General features: G+C 72.0%; 12 protein-coding genes. 8 read left to right on the top strand and 4 right to left on the bottom strand.

Annotated elements, in window-relative coordinates:
* Positions 1 to 210: 210 nt before the first annotated feature.
* Positions 211 to 1,113 carry an alpha/beta fold hydrolase gene (locus AC3IYJ_RS17695; protein ID WP_489402263.1) on the top strand — a complete coding sequence of 301 codons (903 nt, stop codon included), beginning with the start codon at positions 211 to 213 and terminating at the stop codon, positions 1,111 to 1,113.
* Positions 1,114 to 1,192: 79 nt separating this feature from the next.
* On the opposite strand, the gene AC3IYJ_RS17690 is transcribed toward AC3IYJ_RS17695, so the two are convergent.
* Both AC3IYJ_RS17690 and AC3IYJ_RS17685 read right to left on the bottom strand, forming a co-directional pair.
* Positions 1,193 to 1,849 carry a hypothetical protein gene (locus AC3IYJ_RS17690; RefSeq protein ID WP_489402262.1) on the bottom strand — a complete coding sequence of 219 codons (657 nt, stop codon included), beginning with the start codon at positions 1,847 to 1,849 and terminating at the stop codon, positions 1,193 to 1,195.
* Between the two features lie 264 nt (positions 1,850 to 2,113).
* Complete coding sequence (locus tag AC3IYJ_RS17685; RefSeq protein ID WP_489402261.1) at positions 2,114 to 3,112, bottom strand: helix-turn-helix transcriptional regulator; 999 nt, start codon at positions 3,110 to 3,112, stop codon at positions 2,114 to 2,116.
* Positions 3,113 to 3,274: 162 nt separating this feature from the next.
* On the opposite strand from AC3IYJ_RS17685, the gene AC3IYJ_RS17680 reads away from it, so the two are divergent.
* From AC3IYJ_RS17680 to AC3IYJ_RS17650, 7 genes are all read left to right on the top strand, one after another.
* Positions 3,275 to 3,688: a hypothetical protein gene (locus tag AC3IYJ_RS17680; RefSeq protein WP_489402260.1), complete on the top strand. Its 414-nt coding sequence runs from the start codon at positions 3,275 to 3,277 to the stop codon at positions 3,686 to 3,688.
* 146 nt (positions 3,689 to 3,834) lie between these two features.
* Positions 3,835 to 4,044, top strand: coding sequence for a hypothetical protein (locus AC3IYJ_RS17675; protein WP_489402259.1), 210 nt, complete (start codon positions 3,835 to 3,837; stop codon positions 4,042 to 4,044).
* 353 nt (positions 4,045 to 4,397) lie between these two features.
* A complete protein-coding gene (locus tag AC3IYJ_RS17670) occupies positions 4,398 to 6,035 on the top strand; it encodes a CHAP domain-containing protein (protein WP_489402258.1) in 1,638 nt (545 codons plus the stop codon).
* A gap of 195 nt (positions 6,036 to 6,230) precedes the next feature.
* The gene (locus tag AC3IYJ_RS17665) at positions 6,231 to 7,505 is read left to right on the top strand and encodes a transglycosylase family protein (RefSeq protein WP_489402257.1); all 1,275 of its coding nucleotides are present in this window, start codon (positions 6,231 to 6,233) and stop codon (positions 7,503 to 7,505) included.
* Between the two features lie 109 nt (positions 7,506 to 7,614).
* Entirely contained in the window at positions 7,615 to 8,904 is a 1,290-nt protein-coding gene (locus tag AC3IYJ_RS17660; RefSeq protein ID WP_489402256.1) for a transglycosylase family protein, read from the top strand.
* The gene (locus AC3IYJ_RS17655; RefSeq protein ID WP_489402255.1) at positions 8,904 to 9,650 is read left to right on the top strand and encodes a hypothetical protein; all 747 of its coding nucleotides are present in this window, start codon (positions 8,904 to 8,906) and stop codon (positions 9,648 to 9,650) included. Before AC3IYJ_RS17660 ends, AC3IYJ_RS17655 begins: the two co-directional genes overlap by 1 nt.
* Before the next feature lie 118 nt (positions 9,651 to 9,768).
* On the top strand, positions 9,769 to 11,292 hold the full coding sequence (locus AC3IYJ_RS17650; protein WP_489402254.1) for a CHAP domain-containing protein: 1,524 nt from the start codon (positions 9,769 to 9,771) through the stop codon (positions 11,290 to 11,292).
* 76 nt (positions 11,293 to 11,368) lie between these two features.
* On the opposite strand, the gene AC3IYJ_RS17645 is transcribed toward AC3IYJ_RS17650, so the two are convergent.
* Together AC3IYJ_RS17645 and AC3IYJ_RS17640 are read right to left on the bottom strand one after the other, a co-directional pair.
* Positions 11,369 to 13,015, bottom strand: a complete 1,647-nt coding sequence (locus AC3IYJ_RS17645; protein WP_489402253.1) for a transporter — start codon at positions 13,013 to 13,015, stop codon at positions 11,369 to 11,371.
* A complete protein-coding gene (locus AC3IYJ_RS17640; protein WP_489402252.1) occupies positions 13,012 to 13,899 on the bottom strand; it encodes an ABC transporter ATP-binding protein in 888 nt (295 codons plus the stop codon). Before AC3IYJ_RS17640 ends, AC3IYJ_RS17645 begins: the two co-directional genes overlap by 4 nt.
* Positions 13,900 to 13,980 lie beyond the last annotated feature (81 nt).

Genomic DNA, 13,980 nt, shown 5'->3' with positions numbered 1-13,980 from the left:
CCCTGTTTGACCTGGAGCCCCGAGCTCTCAAGGTCATCCCCTTCGGACCGTCTTCCCCGAGCGGCCCGCCTCCCTGTTGAAAGGATCTCCATCGGCAGCGGCGGCCAATCCTTGAGCAAGGTCACTCGAAAGAGCGGTGTTGTCGGCGGGAACCCGGTTTTCGAATACGGGTTCGATACTGTGGCCGGGAGCGAAGGGGGTGCATCTGCGGTGGTACAGCGCTTCGATGTGACAGGGGCCGACGGCGTGCGCCTGGCGGCCTGGGAATTCCAGCAACCGGCCGCGGGGCCGCCCGGGGCCCGGCAGTCCGTCACGCAGCCGTCGGGCGAGCCCGCCGCGCTGTTACTCCACGGATTGATGGGCCGCGCGTTCCACTGGGCGGGCACCGCCCGCTGGCTCTCCGCGGGCCGCCGCGTCGTGGCCCTCGACCAGCGCGGCCACGGCCAGAGCGAGCACCCGCCGGCCGGCCCGGACAGCGCGACCCGCTACGGCCGCGAGGCCTTCGTGGCCGATGCCGAGGCCGTCATCGAGCAGCTCGGACTGGCCCCGGTGACCCTGATCGGCCACTCCATGGGCGCCCTCACCGCCTGGCAGGTCGCGGCCCGGAGCCCCGACCTCGTAGCGGCGCTGGTCATCTGCGACATGCGGGCTTCCGCGCTCGGGGAGGCCTCGCAGCAGGAGTGGGAGGAGTGGTTCAGCCACTGGCCGCTGCCGTTCCCGACGCAGGACGCCGCCCGCCGCTGGTTCGGCGAGGACGACCCCCGGGTGGAGCGCCCGGATCCGGGGCGCGGGCAGTTCTTCGCCGAGGTGATGCACGAGGCCGACGACGGCTGGCGCCCGGTGTTCTCGCGCCGTCAGATGCTGACCGCGCGGGAGACCTGGGTGCACGACGCGCACTGGGAGGAGCTCGCCCAGGTCCGCTGCCCGACGCTGGTGGTCCGCGGCCTGGACGGCGAGCTGGGCCGCGCGGAGGCCCAGGAGATGGTCCGCGTCCTCCCGGCGGGCCAGTACGCGGAGATCCCCGACGCCGGCCACTACCTCCACTACGACCAGCCGACGGCCTGGCGCGAGGCGGTGGAGCCGTTCCTGGAGGGCATCAAGGCGTCGGCGTAGCCGCCGGGGCCGGGGCTGCCCACCAGGGCGATGTCGTCCGCCCCCCGATGTCCCGCCCGGCTGCCGCGCGGCCCGGCAATCAACCGATCGGCCGCCGGGTCTCCTCGCGCACCTTGAGGGTGGTCTCGGCGACCTTGCCGAGATCGACCGCCCCGGGGCTCTGCCGCAAGGTCTCGGCGCTGACGACTGCGACCGCGGCGCCGGTGTTCTCGTCCGCCCAGGCGCACATCGGCACGGTGGCCCCGGAGCCGTCCTGTGTCATGGTCAGCACCTGGCAGGTCACCGTGATGCCCGAGCCGACGGGCGTGATGTCCCTGGCGGGGGCCGCCAAGGTCGCGCCTTTGCCGCCCGCGGCGCCGGCCAACAACTGGTGCCGGATCCTCTCCGGGTCCTTGAACTGGCCGTACATCCCCGAGACGGCGATGGCGCCCAGCCCTGACGTGGAGTCGGACGTGTACTGGCCGACGGCCGGCTCCGGGTTGCGGACCGTCGAGTCGTAACTGCCCTTCAGCGCTTCCTTGGCCCGGGTCTGCGACTGATCCTCGGTCAGCTCGAACTTGCCGGCCAGCATGGTCTTCGGCAGGACGAGCCGGTACTCGGCCTCGGGGAAGCCGGCTCCGGTCGTCTCGGACCCGGCCCCGATCACCCGGGACACCACGAAGAGCCCCACCAGCGAGGCGGCGACGATCCCGATCACCATGCCGGTCCGGTTCTTCTTGCGCGGCGGCTGCCCCATCGGCGGCCGGCCCCATGCTCCTTGATCCGGGTACGAGGACTGCGGCGGGTAAGACTGCTGCGGGAGGTGCGGTTGTTCCTGCGGATACGGCGAGGGCTGCGGGGCGTACTGCCGGCCGCCGTAGCGATCCGGGGGCTGCGGTGGCCCGTACGGGCCGGGGGGCTGATGAGGCGATGGCATGGTCATGACCGAAACGCTACGTCAGCCCCGCGCGGCCCCGGGGCGCTCACGCTGGCCGGGGTCCGGGAGTAGGGGGCGGTCCCCCTACTCCGTGCCGGGGAGCCAGCCGCGCTGGACCGCGCGGACGCCGAACTCGAAGCGGCTCGCGGCGCCGAGCTGTTCCATCAGGCCGTTGGCCAGGCGGCGGGCCGTGCGGGGCGAGACCGCGAGCCGCTTGGCGATCGCCTCGTCGGTCAGGCCCTGCGCCAGGAGCCGGATCACGGTGGTCTCCTGGGGGCTGAGCCCGTCCTCGTGCCGCTCCTCCGAGGTGCCGCCGAGGGGCTGCGCGGCGGACCAGACGTTCTCGAAGAGCGCGCACAGGGCCGTCAGGGTGCCCTGGCCGGTCAGGACCACCGCGCCCGCCGCGCTGTCGTCGCTGCTGACCGGGATGACGGCGGTGGTCCGGTCGAAGATCATCAGCCGGGTGGGCAGGTCGGGGGCGGTACGTACCTCGCCGCCGAGCTCGCCCAGCCAGGTCGCGTAGGCCACGGTGGTCTGGCTGTTGCGCACGCTGTCCTGGAACAGGGACCGCATCCGTACCCCGCGGTCCAGCAGCGCCAGGTCGCTCGCCTTCGAGGCCTCCAGGCTCTCGGGGCGGTGGCCCCCGCCGGGGGCGAACGTCATCAGGTCGTGCTGGACCCCGTGCGCCAGGCCGGTGATCCGGGTCCGGATCTCGTCCAGGCCCACCAGCTGCTCGATGCCCGGGCCGGAGGCGGCCGGGCTCAGGTCGGCGAACTCCGAGATCAGCTGGGCTGCGGCCGCGCGCGAAGCCTCGATGCGCAGCTGCTGGGCCGCGAGCTCCGCCTGCTGGCGGGCCATCAGGATCTCCATGCCGACCTCGGGCGGCACGGCGCGGAGCTCTCCCGCCTGTTCGTAGGACGGCCGGATCAGGGCCAGCTCGCTGAGCAGGTCCAGGCTGCGCCGGATCTCTGCTTCGGACGTGCCGATCTGGTCGGCGAGCGCGCGTACTCCGTCTCGCGGGCGCGCGAGCATGGTGCGGTAAACAGCCTCTGCGGTCGCGTCGAGGCCAAGAGTTGCCAGCACAGCGGTTCCCCCCGTGTACACCCATGGTCAAGGCACGCTGATCATCGCACGGGGTGTCCGGAACCGGGCAGGGCGTTCCCGCCTGGACGGTTCCGGCCAAGGCCCCAACCGTCCACCTTCATGCTATTTGCCCGATGTGAAGTGTTCGGAAGGGTGGCGTCCATGTATCTCATCCACGCCGCCCTCCGTGCTCCGTCGGCCGGCGCGCAACTCCCCCCGCACGCAGGGGAACTCGTCCGCGCCTTCGCCGATGCGGATGCCGAATCCCACGCCCGTGCCCATGCCGACCGCCCGGGCGGTGGGGGCGCCTGTGGTCCGGTGGAGCACGTTTCCGCGCATCCGCGCGCGCTGCCGGGTCCGACCCTCGGCGTGTATCTGATCGCGGACAGCCTTGTCGAGGCGGAACGGCGTACGGAGGCGCTCTGCCGCCGCGCCTTCGAGGAGGTACCGGCGCTACGGGGCTGGACGGTCGGGCGTGTCGGCGTACCTCTGGTGACGCCGTACTACGAGCGGCTCCTGATGGCCACTTCCGGACTCCCTGGACGGAACGGTCCAGGTCCGGTTCCGTCCACCTGAAAGCCCTTCCACCGACCGTGAGCTGCGACGAAAGTAGTGATCGCCGGAAGGGAACACCGCCCGAAGGCAACACCGGAGGAAACGTCACCGCGGGACGTGAGACCGGAAAAGGCCAGTCATCCCAGCTCTCGAAAAGGACCACTCCCATGCTTCGCACTCGCCTCGCCAAGGCCGCCGCGGTCGCTTCCCTCGCCTTCGCCGTCGCCGCCGTCGCCCCGGCAGTCGCCGCCCACACCACCGGCACCTCCGACACCCGGGTCACCGCCACCACCGTCTGGGAGACCGCCCCGGTCGGCAAGAACACCACCGTCTGGGAGACCGCCCCGGTCGGCAAGAACACCACCGTCTGGGAGTAGCCGGCCCCACCGCCGGGGGAGCAGCGCCCACAGCGCCACCCCGCAGCGGCCCACAAACTTCAGCACGACCCGCACGACCCGCACGACCCGCACGACCCGCACGACCCGCACGACCCGCACGACCCGCACCACCCGCAGGCCCCGCACCACCACAGCACCGCCTGGCTGACGTACCGCCAGAGCCCGCCCGTCGCACCACCCCGCGCGCCACATCCACGGCCCGACAGCTGCTCCTGCAGGGCAGCCGTCCACCGGCCCCGACCGGCGCGCCCCCAATCTTCGGCCCTCACCAGGCCCAGCTGCGCATCCCGCAGCGCCACCACACTTCCTTTCACGCCATCAGGAGCTTCAGCATGTCCAGCACCGTCAAGACCATCGCCATCCGCATCGCCTCCACCTCCGCCCTGGCGGCGACCGCGTTCACCATGGCGGTGGTCACCCCGGCCAGCGCCTCGCCGCTGACCGACGGAATCTCCTCCACCGCCCGTGCCGAGAACGGCAACGGAGCCTGTGCACACGGTGGTTACGACGGCGGCCCCAACCAGACCAACAGCTGCAGCGGCGGCGTCACGGCCCACGCCTGGTGTGCCGACTTCGCCGGCTGGGTCTGGTCCCGCAACGGAGTCACCGGCCTGTCGAGCCTGGACGACCGGGCGGCGAGCTTCATGGACTACGGCAAGAAGTACGGGACGGTCTCCAGCACCCCGCACGTCGGCGACGCGGTCGTCTTCAACTACAACGGCAGCAACTACGCCGACCACGTAGCCCTGGTGACCGGGATCTCCGGGAACACGGTCACCCTCACCGGCGGCAACCAGGGCAACCGGCCGGGCCACGTCAGCACCGCTTCCACCACCAGCTGGCACGTGGGTGAGAAGCCCTGGGGTTCCAACGGCCAGACGATCAGCGGCTACGTCTCCCCGGCCGGCAGCTCGACGCCGTCCCTGCCGAACCCGGCCTCGCTGGCCGACGGCACGCTCGTGAAGTCGGCGAGCGGCCCGTCCGTCAAGGTGATGATCAAGGGGGCCGGTCTCGCGGTGGCGGGCTCCGACGTCACTCCTGACAAGTACGACCTGAGCAAGGTCGTCACGGTGGACGACCAGGCCTTCCGGTCCCTGTCGAGCGCCCCGCCGGCCGGCACCGTGGTCCACGACCTCGCCGGAGGCGTGGACAAGTACGTGATCATCGGCGACGCCGCGCTGAAGATCGGTGGCGCCGACTGGGTCGCCGGCGGCTACAACACCCGTGCCGACATGGGCGTTCCGACCTCATGGCTGAAGGACGCGGCGCAGCGCACGGTGGCGACCGGCATCGTCGTGATGGACCAGTCGGGCACCGACCCGTCCCGCTACGTCATGGTCGCCGGTTCGGCGCTGCACATCTCGGGCTCCGAGTGGACGGCCGACAACTACGACGAGCAGACCCTGATGGGCGTTCCGGCCGAGTGGCTGAAGGGTGCGGTCGCCAAGCCCCTGCAGTCGGGCACGGTCGTCATGGACCAGTCGGGCACCGACCCGTCCCGCTACGTCATGGTGGGCGGCACGCCGGTGCACATCTCGGCCTCCGAGTGGACCGGTGTCGGCTTCGACAAGCTGTCCCTGATGGGTGTTCCGGGTGAGTGGCTGGGCTCGACGGTGAACAAGCAGGTCGCCAACGGCACGATCGTCAAGGACGCCTCGGGTGCCTCCGCCTCGGTCTACGTGATGGCCGGCGGCGTGGCCGCTCCGCTGACCAACGCCGACTTCATCGGCTTCGGTTACGACCAGCGTCCGATCGACGGTGCTCCCGCCGAGTGGCTGAACTCGGCCGTGACCAAGGCGGCTCCGGCCAACGGCACGATGATCAAGTCTGCGGAGAGCGCCACCGTGTGGCAGATCGTGGGCGGCAAGAAGCGGGCGATGGCGGGCTCCGAGTTCGGCGCCGGGAAGCTCAGCTTCGACGACGTGGTGAACGTCTCCAGCGCCTTCACCGCGAAGTTCCCGACCGTCTGAGACCGGTCCGCACCACCGCTGAGCGCCACTGCTGACTACCAGCACCGAGCGCCGGCGAGCGAGCTCCACCACTGAGCACCACCACTGAGCCGCCCGGCCCGAACCGGCCGGGCGGCTCGGTCCCGCCGCCCGCTCCGGCCGGCGTTCCCGGCGCTCCACCGCCGACACCCAGACCTGCTGCCCTAGGGAATCCCGATGCGCTCCGCCGCCGCCCGCAAGAAGTCCGCACTCGCCACCGCCACGGTCACCGCCGCGACCGCCCTGCTGGCCCTGGCCGCCCCGCTCCTCGCGAGCACCCCGGCCTCGGCCGCTTCCGTCGCCACGTGGGACAAGGTCGCGCAGTGCGAGGCCAGCGGCAACTGGCAGATCGTCGACTCGACCGGTCAGTACTTCGGCGGTCTCCAGATATCGATGCCGACCTGGCGTGCCTACGGCGGTACGCAGTACGCCGACCGGGCGGACCACGCCACCAAGCAGCAGCAGATCCTGATCGGTGAGAAGATCCTGGCCGGTCAGGGCCAGGGCGCCTGGCCCAACTGCGGCCCCAAGTACAACCTCGGCGCCGACCACGCGGACCCGTACCCGACCGGTCCGAGCTACCCGGCCCCCTCCACGCTGGCCAACGGCACTCTGGTGAAGTCGCCGAACGGTCCGGACGTGCGGGTGATGGTCGCCGGAGCCGGTGTCCCGGTGGCGGGTTCGGACGTGACCCCGGACCACTACGACCTGGGCAAGGTCGTGCTCATCGACAACAACGCCTTCAACGGTCTGGCCAGTGCCCCGCCGGCCGGCACGGTGGTCCACGACCAGGCCGGCGGCGCCAGCCGCTACGTGATCATCGACGGAGCCGCGCTGGCGATCTCCGGATCGGACTGGACCGAGGACGGCTACAACACCCGCACCGACTACGGGGTTCCCTCCGCCTGGCTGCAGGCCGCGGCGCAGCGGACCGTGTCGACCGGCCGCGTGGTGATGGACCAGACCGGCAACGACCCGTCCCGCTACGTGATCGTCAACGGTACGGCGCTGCACATCTCGGCCGCCGAATGGACCGCCAACGGGTACAGCCAGCAGGCCCTGATGGGAGTTCCGACCGACTGGCTGGCCTCCGCGGCCGCCAAGCAGATGCCCAACGGCTCGATCGTCAAGGAGGTCTCGGGCGCCGACTCCACCGTCTACGTGATGGCGGGCGGGGTGGCGGTCCCCCTGACCAACGCGGACTTCACCGGCTTCGGCTACGACAAGCGCGCGCTGCTCGGTACCCCGGGCGGGTGGCTGGCCGCGGCCGCCGCCAAGGCCGCACCGGCCAACGGCACGATGCTGCTCTCGCCGAACAGCAACACCGTGTGGGAGATCGTGAACGGCAAGAAGCGGGCCATGGCGGGCTCCGAGTTCGGCCCCGGCAAGCGCAGCTTCGACGACGTGGTCAGCGTCGGCAACGCCTTCACCGCGAAGTTCCCGACCCTCTGAGGCCTGCCGGCCCGAGCCCCTCGCTCCCGCTGTTCCGCTTCCTCCCCTCGCAGCCGCAGCCGCAGTAGCCGCTGCCCCCTCCTGCGTCCGAACCTCCAAGGAATCGACCATGCGCCCCTCCGCCCGTAGGAACTCCTCCCGCACCGTGACCGTCGCCGCCATGGTCGCCCTCGCCGCCCCGCTCCTGTTGACCACCAATGCTTCCGCCGCTTCCATATCGACCTGGGACAAGGTGGCCCAGTGCGAGGCCGGCGGGAACTGGTCGATCAACACCGGCAACAGCTACTACGGCGGCCTGCAGATTTCGATGTCGACCTGGAAGGCCTACGGCGGCACGCAGTACGCCGCCCGCCCCGACCAGGCGAGCAAGCAGCAGCAGATCCTGACCGGCGAGAAGATCCTGGCCGGTCAGGGCCAGGGCGCCTGGCCGACCTGCGGTCCGGCCGCCGGTCTGGGCGCCGACCACGCGAACCCGTACCCCTCCACCCCGGCCCCCGCCGTCGGCATGAAGGCCCAGGTGCTGGTCAACGGCGGCGGCGCGATCTACCACGGCCTGCGCAACTCCGACGGCACCTGGACGGGCTTCGGGAACATCGCGAGCCAGGCCGGTGACATCGGCACCGTCGGCTCCGTCGCGGACGCCGGTCTCAACGGTGACACCCATGTGGTGGCGGTCGGCGGCAACGGGCACATCTACCACACCATCCGCCTGGCGAACGGCAGTTGGGGCGCCTTCGGGGACGTGAACGCCGCCGCCGGGGCGCTGGGTCCGGTCACGAAGGTGTCGGCGGTGACGATCGGCACGGACGTGAACGTCCTCGCGGTGGCCGACGGGAAGCTGAACCATTCGGTACGTCACTTCGACGGCTCCTGGACCCCGTTCGGCGACGTCTCCGCCGAGGCGGGCACGCTGCCCGCTCCGGTGACCAGCGCCGCAGAGGCCTCGGTGAACGGGCAGCTCCAGGTGGTGGCGGTGGCCGGCGGCCGCGTCTACCACTCGATCCGCAGCTCGGGCGGTACGTGGTCCCCCTGGGGCGACGTCTACACGGCGGCCGGCAACGCAGGGACGGCCTCCGACGTCGCGGTGGCCGGCACCGGCTCGGACATGCAGATCATCGTGACCTCGAACAACGGCGCCAAGCAGTTCCACGGCGCCCGCCTCGGCGACGGCACCTGGGTGCCGCTGGCCGACCTGACCGCCACCCTGGGCAGCTTCACCGCGACCGGGGTGAGCGCCGCGGCCGTCGACGGTGAGCTGCAGGCCACCTTCGTCACCACGGACAACCGGATCCTGCACACGATCCGCCGGGTCAACGGCACCTGGACCGGCGCCGGTTCCATCAACCTCACCGGCGTCAACGGCAACCACTACGCGGCCAGCATCACCGGGACCCTGTGATGGGACGACTCCGCCTGATCGGGATGGGGCTGATCGCCGCCACCGTCCTCGCCCCGCTCGTGGGCTGCTCGAACGCGGCGGCCCCGGCAGCCGCCCCCGGAGCGGCCCGCCCCGCAGCCGCGGTGGCCTCCGTCCCCGCGAGCCCCGCATCCACGCCCGCCGCCTCTGCCCCCGCTGGGTCCGCGCCGTCCGCGCCGTCCGCGCCGTCCGCGCCGGCCGCCACGGCCGACGCGTCGCGGGCACCGCAGGAGCCGCAGGCCGCGAAGGGATCCGCCGCACCGGCCGCCGAGGTGCCCCAAGGGCCCGACACGGCACGGGCCGCGGCCGCCCTGCCCGTGGAGGCCGTGCTCACCGGACTGCCGGAGAGCCTGCGCACCGGGTCCGGAGCGACCGAGTTCAGTGTGGTCCTCACCAACCGGACCGCCACGGCCTACCCCTCGCTCGCCCCGATGCTCGTCCTCACCGACGGCTCCGGCCAGGCACTCAAGGCCACCCTCGAACGGTTCGACCCCGAGTCCGCCGGCTGGAAGGCGATCCGGGTGCCCGGCCCGGGAACCGTGCCGATCGGCTCGGCGGGCGCCACCCCGTACACCCTCCCGGCCCACGGAACCCTGACGGTCAAGTACCGGATCGCGGTTCCCGCGGGAGTCCCGAGTCTCCGGGCCGGTGCCTCGTTCTACGCGATCGGCGCCGACGGCGGCCAGATCGGCCTCACCGACGGGGTCCTGCCCGTCACCGGGGCCTGACGCCCCTCCCGGACCCGGTCCGTCGAACGGGCCGGGCCACCAGCACTTCGCACCACCCCGCCGCGGCCGGAAGTTGCCGCCCTTCTTCCTCGACAGCACTCCGAAGGATCGATTCGCCATGCCCAAGACCGCCCTGCGCGCCTCCTCCACCGCCGTCGCCGCCCTCGTACTCGGTGCGGGCCTGACCGTCCTTGCCCCCTCCGCCCAAGCCGCCACCGGTGCGGACATCGTGGCCACCATGCGGGGGCAGCTGGGCAGCGACGCCTGCGGCAACGGCGGCGCCGGCTACTACGCCCCGGGGACCAACCAGACCCGTAGCTGCTCCGGCGGCAGTGAGGCCCACGCCTGGTGCGCCGACTTCGCCGGCTGGGCCTGGTCCCGCAACGGCGTGCAGAACCTCGGCCCCCTGAACGACCTGGCCAACTCCTTCCAGACGTACGCCAAGAACAACTACGGCGGCCTGTCCTCCACCCCGCACGTCGGTGACGCGGTCTTCTTCCACCCCAAGAGCCAGGGCACGGGCTTCACCACCTACGACCACGTCGCGATCGTCAGCGCCGTCCACGCCAACGGCACGATCGACTGGATCGGCGGCAACCAGGGCGGCGACGGCGGCCGGGTCACCGAGAACAAGAACATGCCGGGCTCGGTCGGCGCCGTGGAGTGGACGGCCGGCGGCTACAACGTCAACCTCATGGGCTTCGCCAGCCCCTACGGTGCCTCGACCCCGGCCCCCGCCGAGGGCATGAAGGCCCAGGTAGTGGTCAACGGCGGCGGCGCGATCTTCCACGGCCTGCGCAAGTCGGACGGCACCTGGACGGGCTTCGGGAACATCGCGAGCCAGGCCGGTGACATCGGCACCGTCGGCTCCGTCGCGGACGCCGGTCTCAACGGTGACACCCACGTGGTTGCGGTCGGCGGCAACGGGCACGTCTACCACACCATCCGCCTGGCGAACGGGACATGGGGCGCCTTCGGCGACGTCAACGCGGCCGCCGGCACCCTCACCGACGTCACCAAGCTCTCCGCCGTGACCATCGGCACCGAGCTCAACGTCCTCGCGGTGGCCAACGGTGGCCTCTTCCACTCGGTACGCCACTTCGACGGCTCCTGGACCGCCTTCGGCGACGTCATGGCGGAGGCGGGCACCCTGCCCGCTCCGGTGACCAGTGCCTCCGAGGCCTCGGTCAACGGTCAGCTCCAGGTCGCCGTGGTCGCCGGAGGCCGGGTCTACCACTCGCTGCGCAGCAACGACGGCAACTGGACCCCGTGGGGCGACGTCTACACGGCGGCGGGCAACGCGGGTGTGGCCTCCGACGTGGCCGTGGCCGGAACCGGTACCGACATGCAGATCGTCGTGACCGCGAACAACGGCGCCAAGCAGTTCCACGCGGCCCGCATGGCGGACGGGAACTGGACGCCGCTGACCGACCTGACCAGCGTGCTGGGGAGCAGCTTCACCGCGACCGGGGTCTCCGTCGCGGCCGTGGACAACGAGCTCCAGACCACCTTCGTCACGACCGACAACCGCATCCTGCACACGATCCGCCGGGTCAACGGCACCTGGACCGGCGCCGGTGCCATCAACCTCACCGGCGTCACCGGCAACCACTACGGCGCCAGCATCACCGGCACCCTCTGACCGGTTCCGCCCCCGCACGCCGACGGCCTCCGCTCCCCACCGGGAACGGAGGCCGTCGGCCGTGGAAGTGCGGGGGTCAGCCCTTGCTGACCGCCGCCAGGATCTCCGGGAGCCTGCGGGCCACCGTCGGGGCCGCCAGGCGCAGGCCCGCCCAGGTGGCCAGCGTGCCCCAGGCCGCGCCCAGGAGGAGCAGGAGCCACCCGGCGGAGGCGTGCTCCGGACCGTGGAGGACGACGGTCAGGACGATCACCGGGGAGCAGATCAGCGCCGAGGCGAACAGGCCGCCGAAGATGCCCATCCACGCCAGGGCGCCCTGGCCCGGGGCGACGTTCTTGAAGGCGCCGTCCGTCGGGATCGAGTACGGGAAGCGGGCCGAGGCCAGGGCTCCCGTGCAGAGCATCGAGCCGAGCAGGGCCAGTGCGAGACCCAGGGCGGAGGGCAGCCCCGGCCAGTCGCCCACCAGGGCGGCCGTCACCGCCGCGACCACGGCCGTGTAGGGGACGGTGATCAGGGCGAGGGCCAGGGCGCGGGCGCGCAGCTCCTCGTACGCGTCGCGCGGGCTCGAAATGGTCTGCGCGACCATCCAGAAGGCCGAGGTGTCCTGCCCGAACTGGTTGTACATCTGGACGCCGATCATGCCCGAGCCGAAGCAGGCCAGGTACACCGAGCCGGTGCCCTGCACGGCGTTGGCGACCGGGATGATCAGGCCGATGGCCAGGGCCGAGACCCAGGCCGCCTTGGTCTTGGGATCGCGGACTATGTAGCGCAGTGAGCGCTGCATGGTGGCGCCCGTACGGTCGTCGGGGAGCAGGGACCACAGGCCGCCGCCGGCGTCCGCGCCCCGTTCCCGCTTCGGCTTGGCCGCCGCGATGGTCGAACCGTCCGGGGTGACCATGAGCTTGGTCAGGCTGCGCTCCCAGAACCGGAGCAGCAGGGCCAGGGCCGCGAGGGTGACCAGCAGCTGGCCCGCCGCGATCCCGTACGAGCCCTCGCTCGCGGAGTCCACCATGCCGATGGCGGAGGCGGGCGGCAGCCAGCGGACGATCTCCTCGGCGGGCTGGAGCTGTTCCAGTCCGCCGCTCTGGAACAGCCGCTGGCCGGCGAAGTTGGCCACCTGCGCGCCCACCGCGATCAGCAGGCCGCTGAGCAGGGCGAGGTCGCGCCCCTTGCGACTGGTCAGGAGCCGTACGTTGGCCGTGGCCACCGCTCGGGCGAGCGCGACGCAGCCGAGCAGCAGGAGCGGCACCGCCAGTACGGCGGCCACCGCGCCGGCCGCGCCGTGCGCGAGGGCGATGGCCGAGCCGACGGCCAGGCACAGGGTGAACAGCGGTCCGATCCCGACGAGGGAGGAGACCAGCAGGGCCCGTACGAGCGGACGCGGGCGCAGCGGGAGCATGACCAGCCGGCTCGGGTCGAGCGTCTCGTCCCCGGTCGGGAAGAAGAGCGGCATGAAGGTCCAGCTCAGGGCGAGGACCGCCGCCAGCAGGACGACCACGGCGCTCGCGTGCTCGTTGCCGCGCAGCAGGGCGAGGCTGAGCGTCACGAAGAAGGCCGCGACGAGGGCGAAGGCGAGGGCGCCGAAGTAGGCGGCCTTGCGCTTGGAGGAGCCCTTGAGGCCGTTCTTCAGCAGCGAGAGCTTGAGCCGGACGAAGATCGGGGTGAGGGAGACCGGCGCGGTCCCCGCGGGCGCGGGCGCGGACGGCGCGGTCGTGGCCGTGCTCATCGCCGGACCGCCCCGTTGCCGCCGCCGAGCCAGTCCAGGGACTCGCCGGTGGCCCGGCCCTGCGCCCCGACCAGTTCGAGGAACGCGGCCTGCAGCGAGGGCGCGTCGCCCCGTACGGAGGCCAGCGGGCCCGCGGCCCTGATCCGGCCGGCGGCCATGACGGCCACCCAGTCGCACAGGGACTCGACGAGCTCCATGACGTGCGAGGAGAAGACGACCGTGGCTCCGGAGGAGGTGTAACGTTCCAGCACTCCGCGGATGGTCTGCGCGGACACCGGGTCCACTCCCTCGAACGGCTCGTCGAGGAAGAGGACTTCGGGGTTGTGCAGCAGCGCCGCGGCCAGACCGATCTTCTTCCGCATGCCCGTCGAGTAGTCGACGATCAGCTTGTTCTGCGAACCGGCCAGGTCCAGGATCTCCAGCAGCTGCGTGGCGCGGCTGTCCGTCTCCTTGCCCGGCAGCCCCCGCAGCCGGCCCATGTAGCCGAGCAGTTCCCGCCCGGAGAGGCGCTCGAAGAGCCGCAGCCCCTCCGGCAGGACGCCGATGCGGGACTTGACCTCGACCGGGTCCGCCCACACGTCGTGCCCGGCGACGAACACGCGCCCCATGTCGGGGCGCAGGAGTCCGGTCACCATCGAGAGCGTCGTCGTCTTGCCCGCGCCGTTCGGGCCGACCAGCCCGATGAACTGACCGGCGGGCAGCTCCAGATCGACCCCCGCCACGGCCACCTGCTCGCCGAACCGCTTCCACAAACCCTCTACCCGCACGGCGGCCGCGGCCGGCGGCGCGGTTCGCGCGCCGCCACCCACCGCGTCCGCCCCGCCTGCCGCGTCCGCCCCACCGACTGCGTCCGCCCCGCCCGTCGCAACGCCCTGGTCCGGCATGCGCCTGCCTCTCGTTCTGTTCCCCGTGGTCCTGCTTTCCTCACGATAGGAGGAGGGGTAGAGGGCGGAGCAGTTACTTAT

It is taken from the genome of Streptomyces sp. GL_140 (genome assembly GCF_057834465.1).
The sequence above is the reverse complement of the archived record's forward strand: the minus strand, read 5'-3'. Positions and strand labels throughout refer to the sequence as shown.

Excerpts from the sequence above, each read along its gene's own strand:
- AC3IYJ_RS17690 (WP_489402262.1), bottom strand. The coding sequence starts at position 1,849 with ATGGGGCAGCCGCCGCGCAAGAAGAACCGGACCGGCATGGTGATCGGG.
- AC3IYJ_RS17680 (WP_489402260.1), top strand. The coding sequence starts at position 3,275 with ATGTATCTCATCCACGCCGCCCTCCGTGCTCCGTCGGCCGGCGCGCAA.
- AC3IYJ_RS17675 (WP_489402259.1), top strand. The coding sequence starts at position 3,835 with ATGCTTCGCACTCGCCTCGCCAAGGCCGCCGCGGTCGCTTCCCTCGCC.
- AC3IYJ_RS17670 (WP_489402258.1), top strand. The coding sequence starts at position 4,398 with ATGTCCAGCACCGTCAAGACCATCGCCATCCGCATCGCCTCCACCTCC.
- AC3IYJ_RS17665 (WP_489402257.1), top strand. The coding sequence starts at position 6,231 with ATGCGCTCCGCCGCCGCCCGCAAGAAGTCCGCACTCGCCACCGCCACG.
- AC3IYJ_RS17660 (WP_489402256.1), top strand. The coding sequence starts at position 7,615 with ATGCGCCCCTCCGCCCGTAGGAACTCCTCCCGCACCGTGACCGTCGCC.
- AC3IYJ_RS17655 (WP_489402255.1), top strand. The coding sequence starts at position 8,904 with ATGGGACGACTCCGCCTGATCGGGATGGGGCTGATCGCCGCCACCGTC.
- AC3IYJ_RS17650 (WP_489402254.1), top strand. The coding sequence starts at position 9,769 with ATGCCCAAGACCGCCCTGCGCGCCTCCTCCACCGCCGTCGCCGCCCTC.
- AC3IYJ_RS17645 (WP_489402253.1), bottom strand. The coding sequence starts at position 13,015 with ATGAGCACGGCCACGACCGCGCCGTCCGCGCCCGCGCCCGCGGGGACC.
- AC3IYJ_RS17640 (WP_489402252.1), bottom strand. The coding sequence starts at position 13,899 with ATGCCGGACCAGGGCGTTGCGACGGGCGGGGCGGACGCAGTCGGTGGG.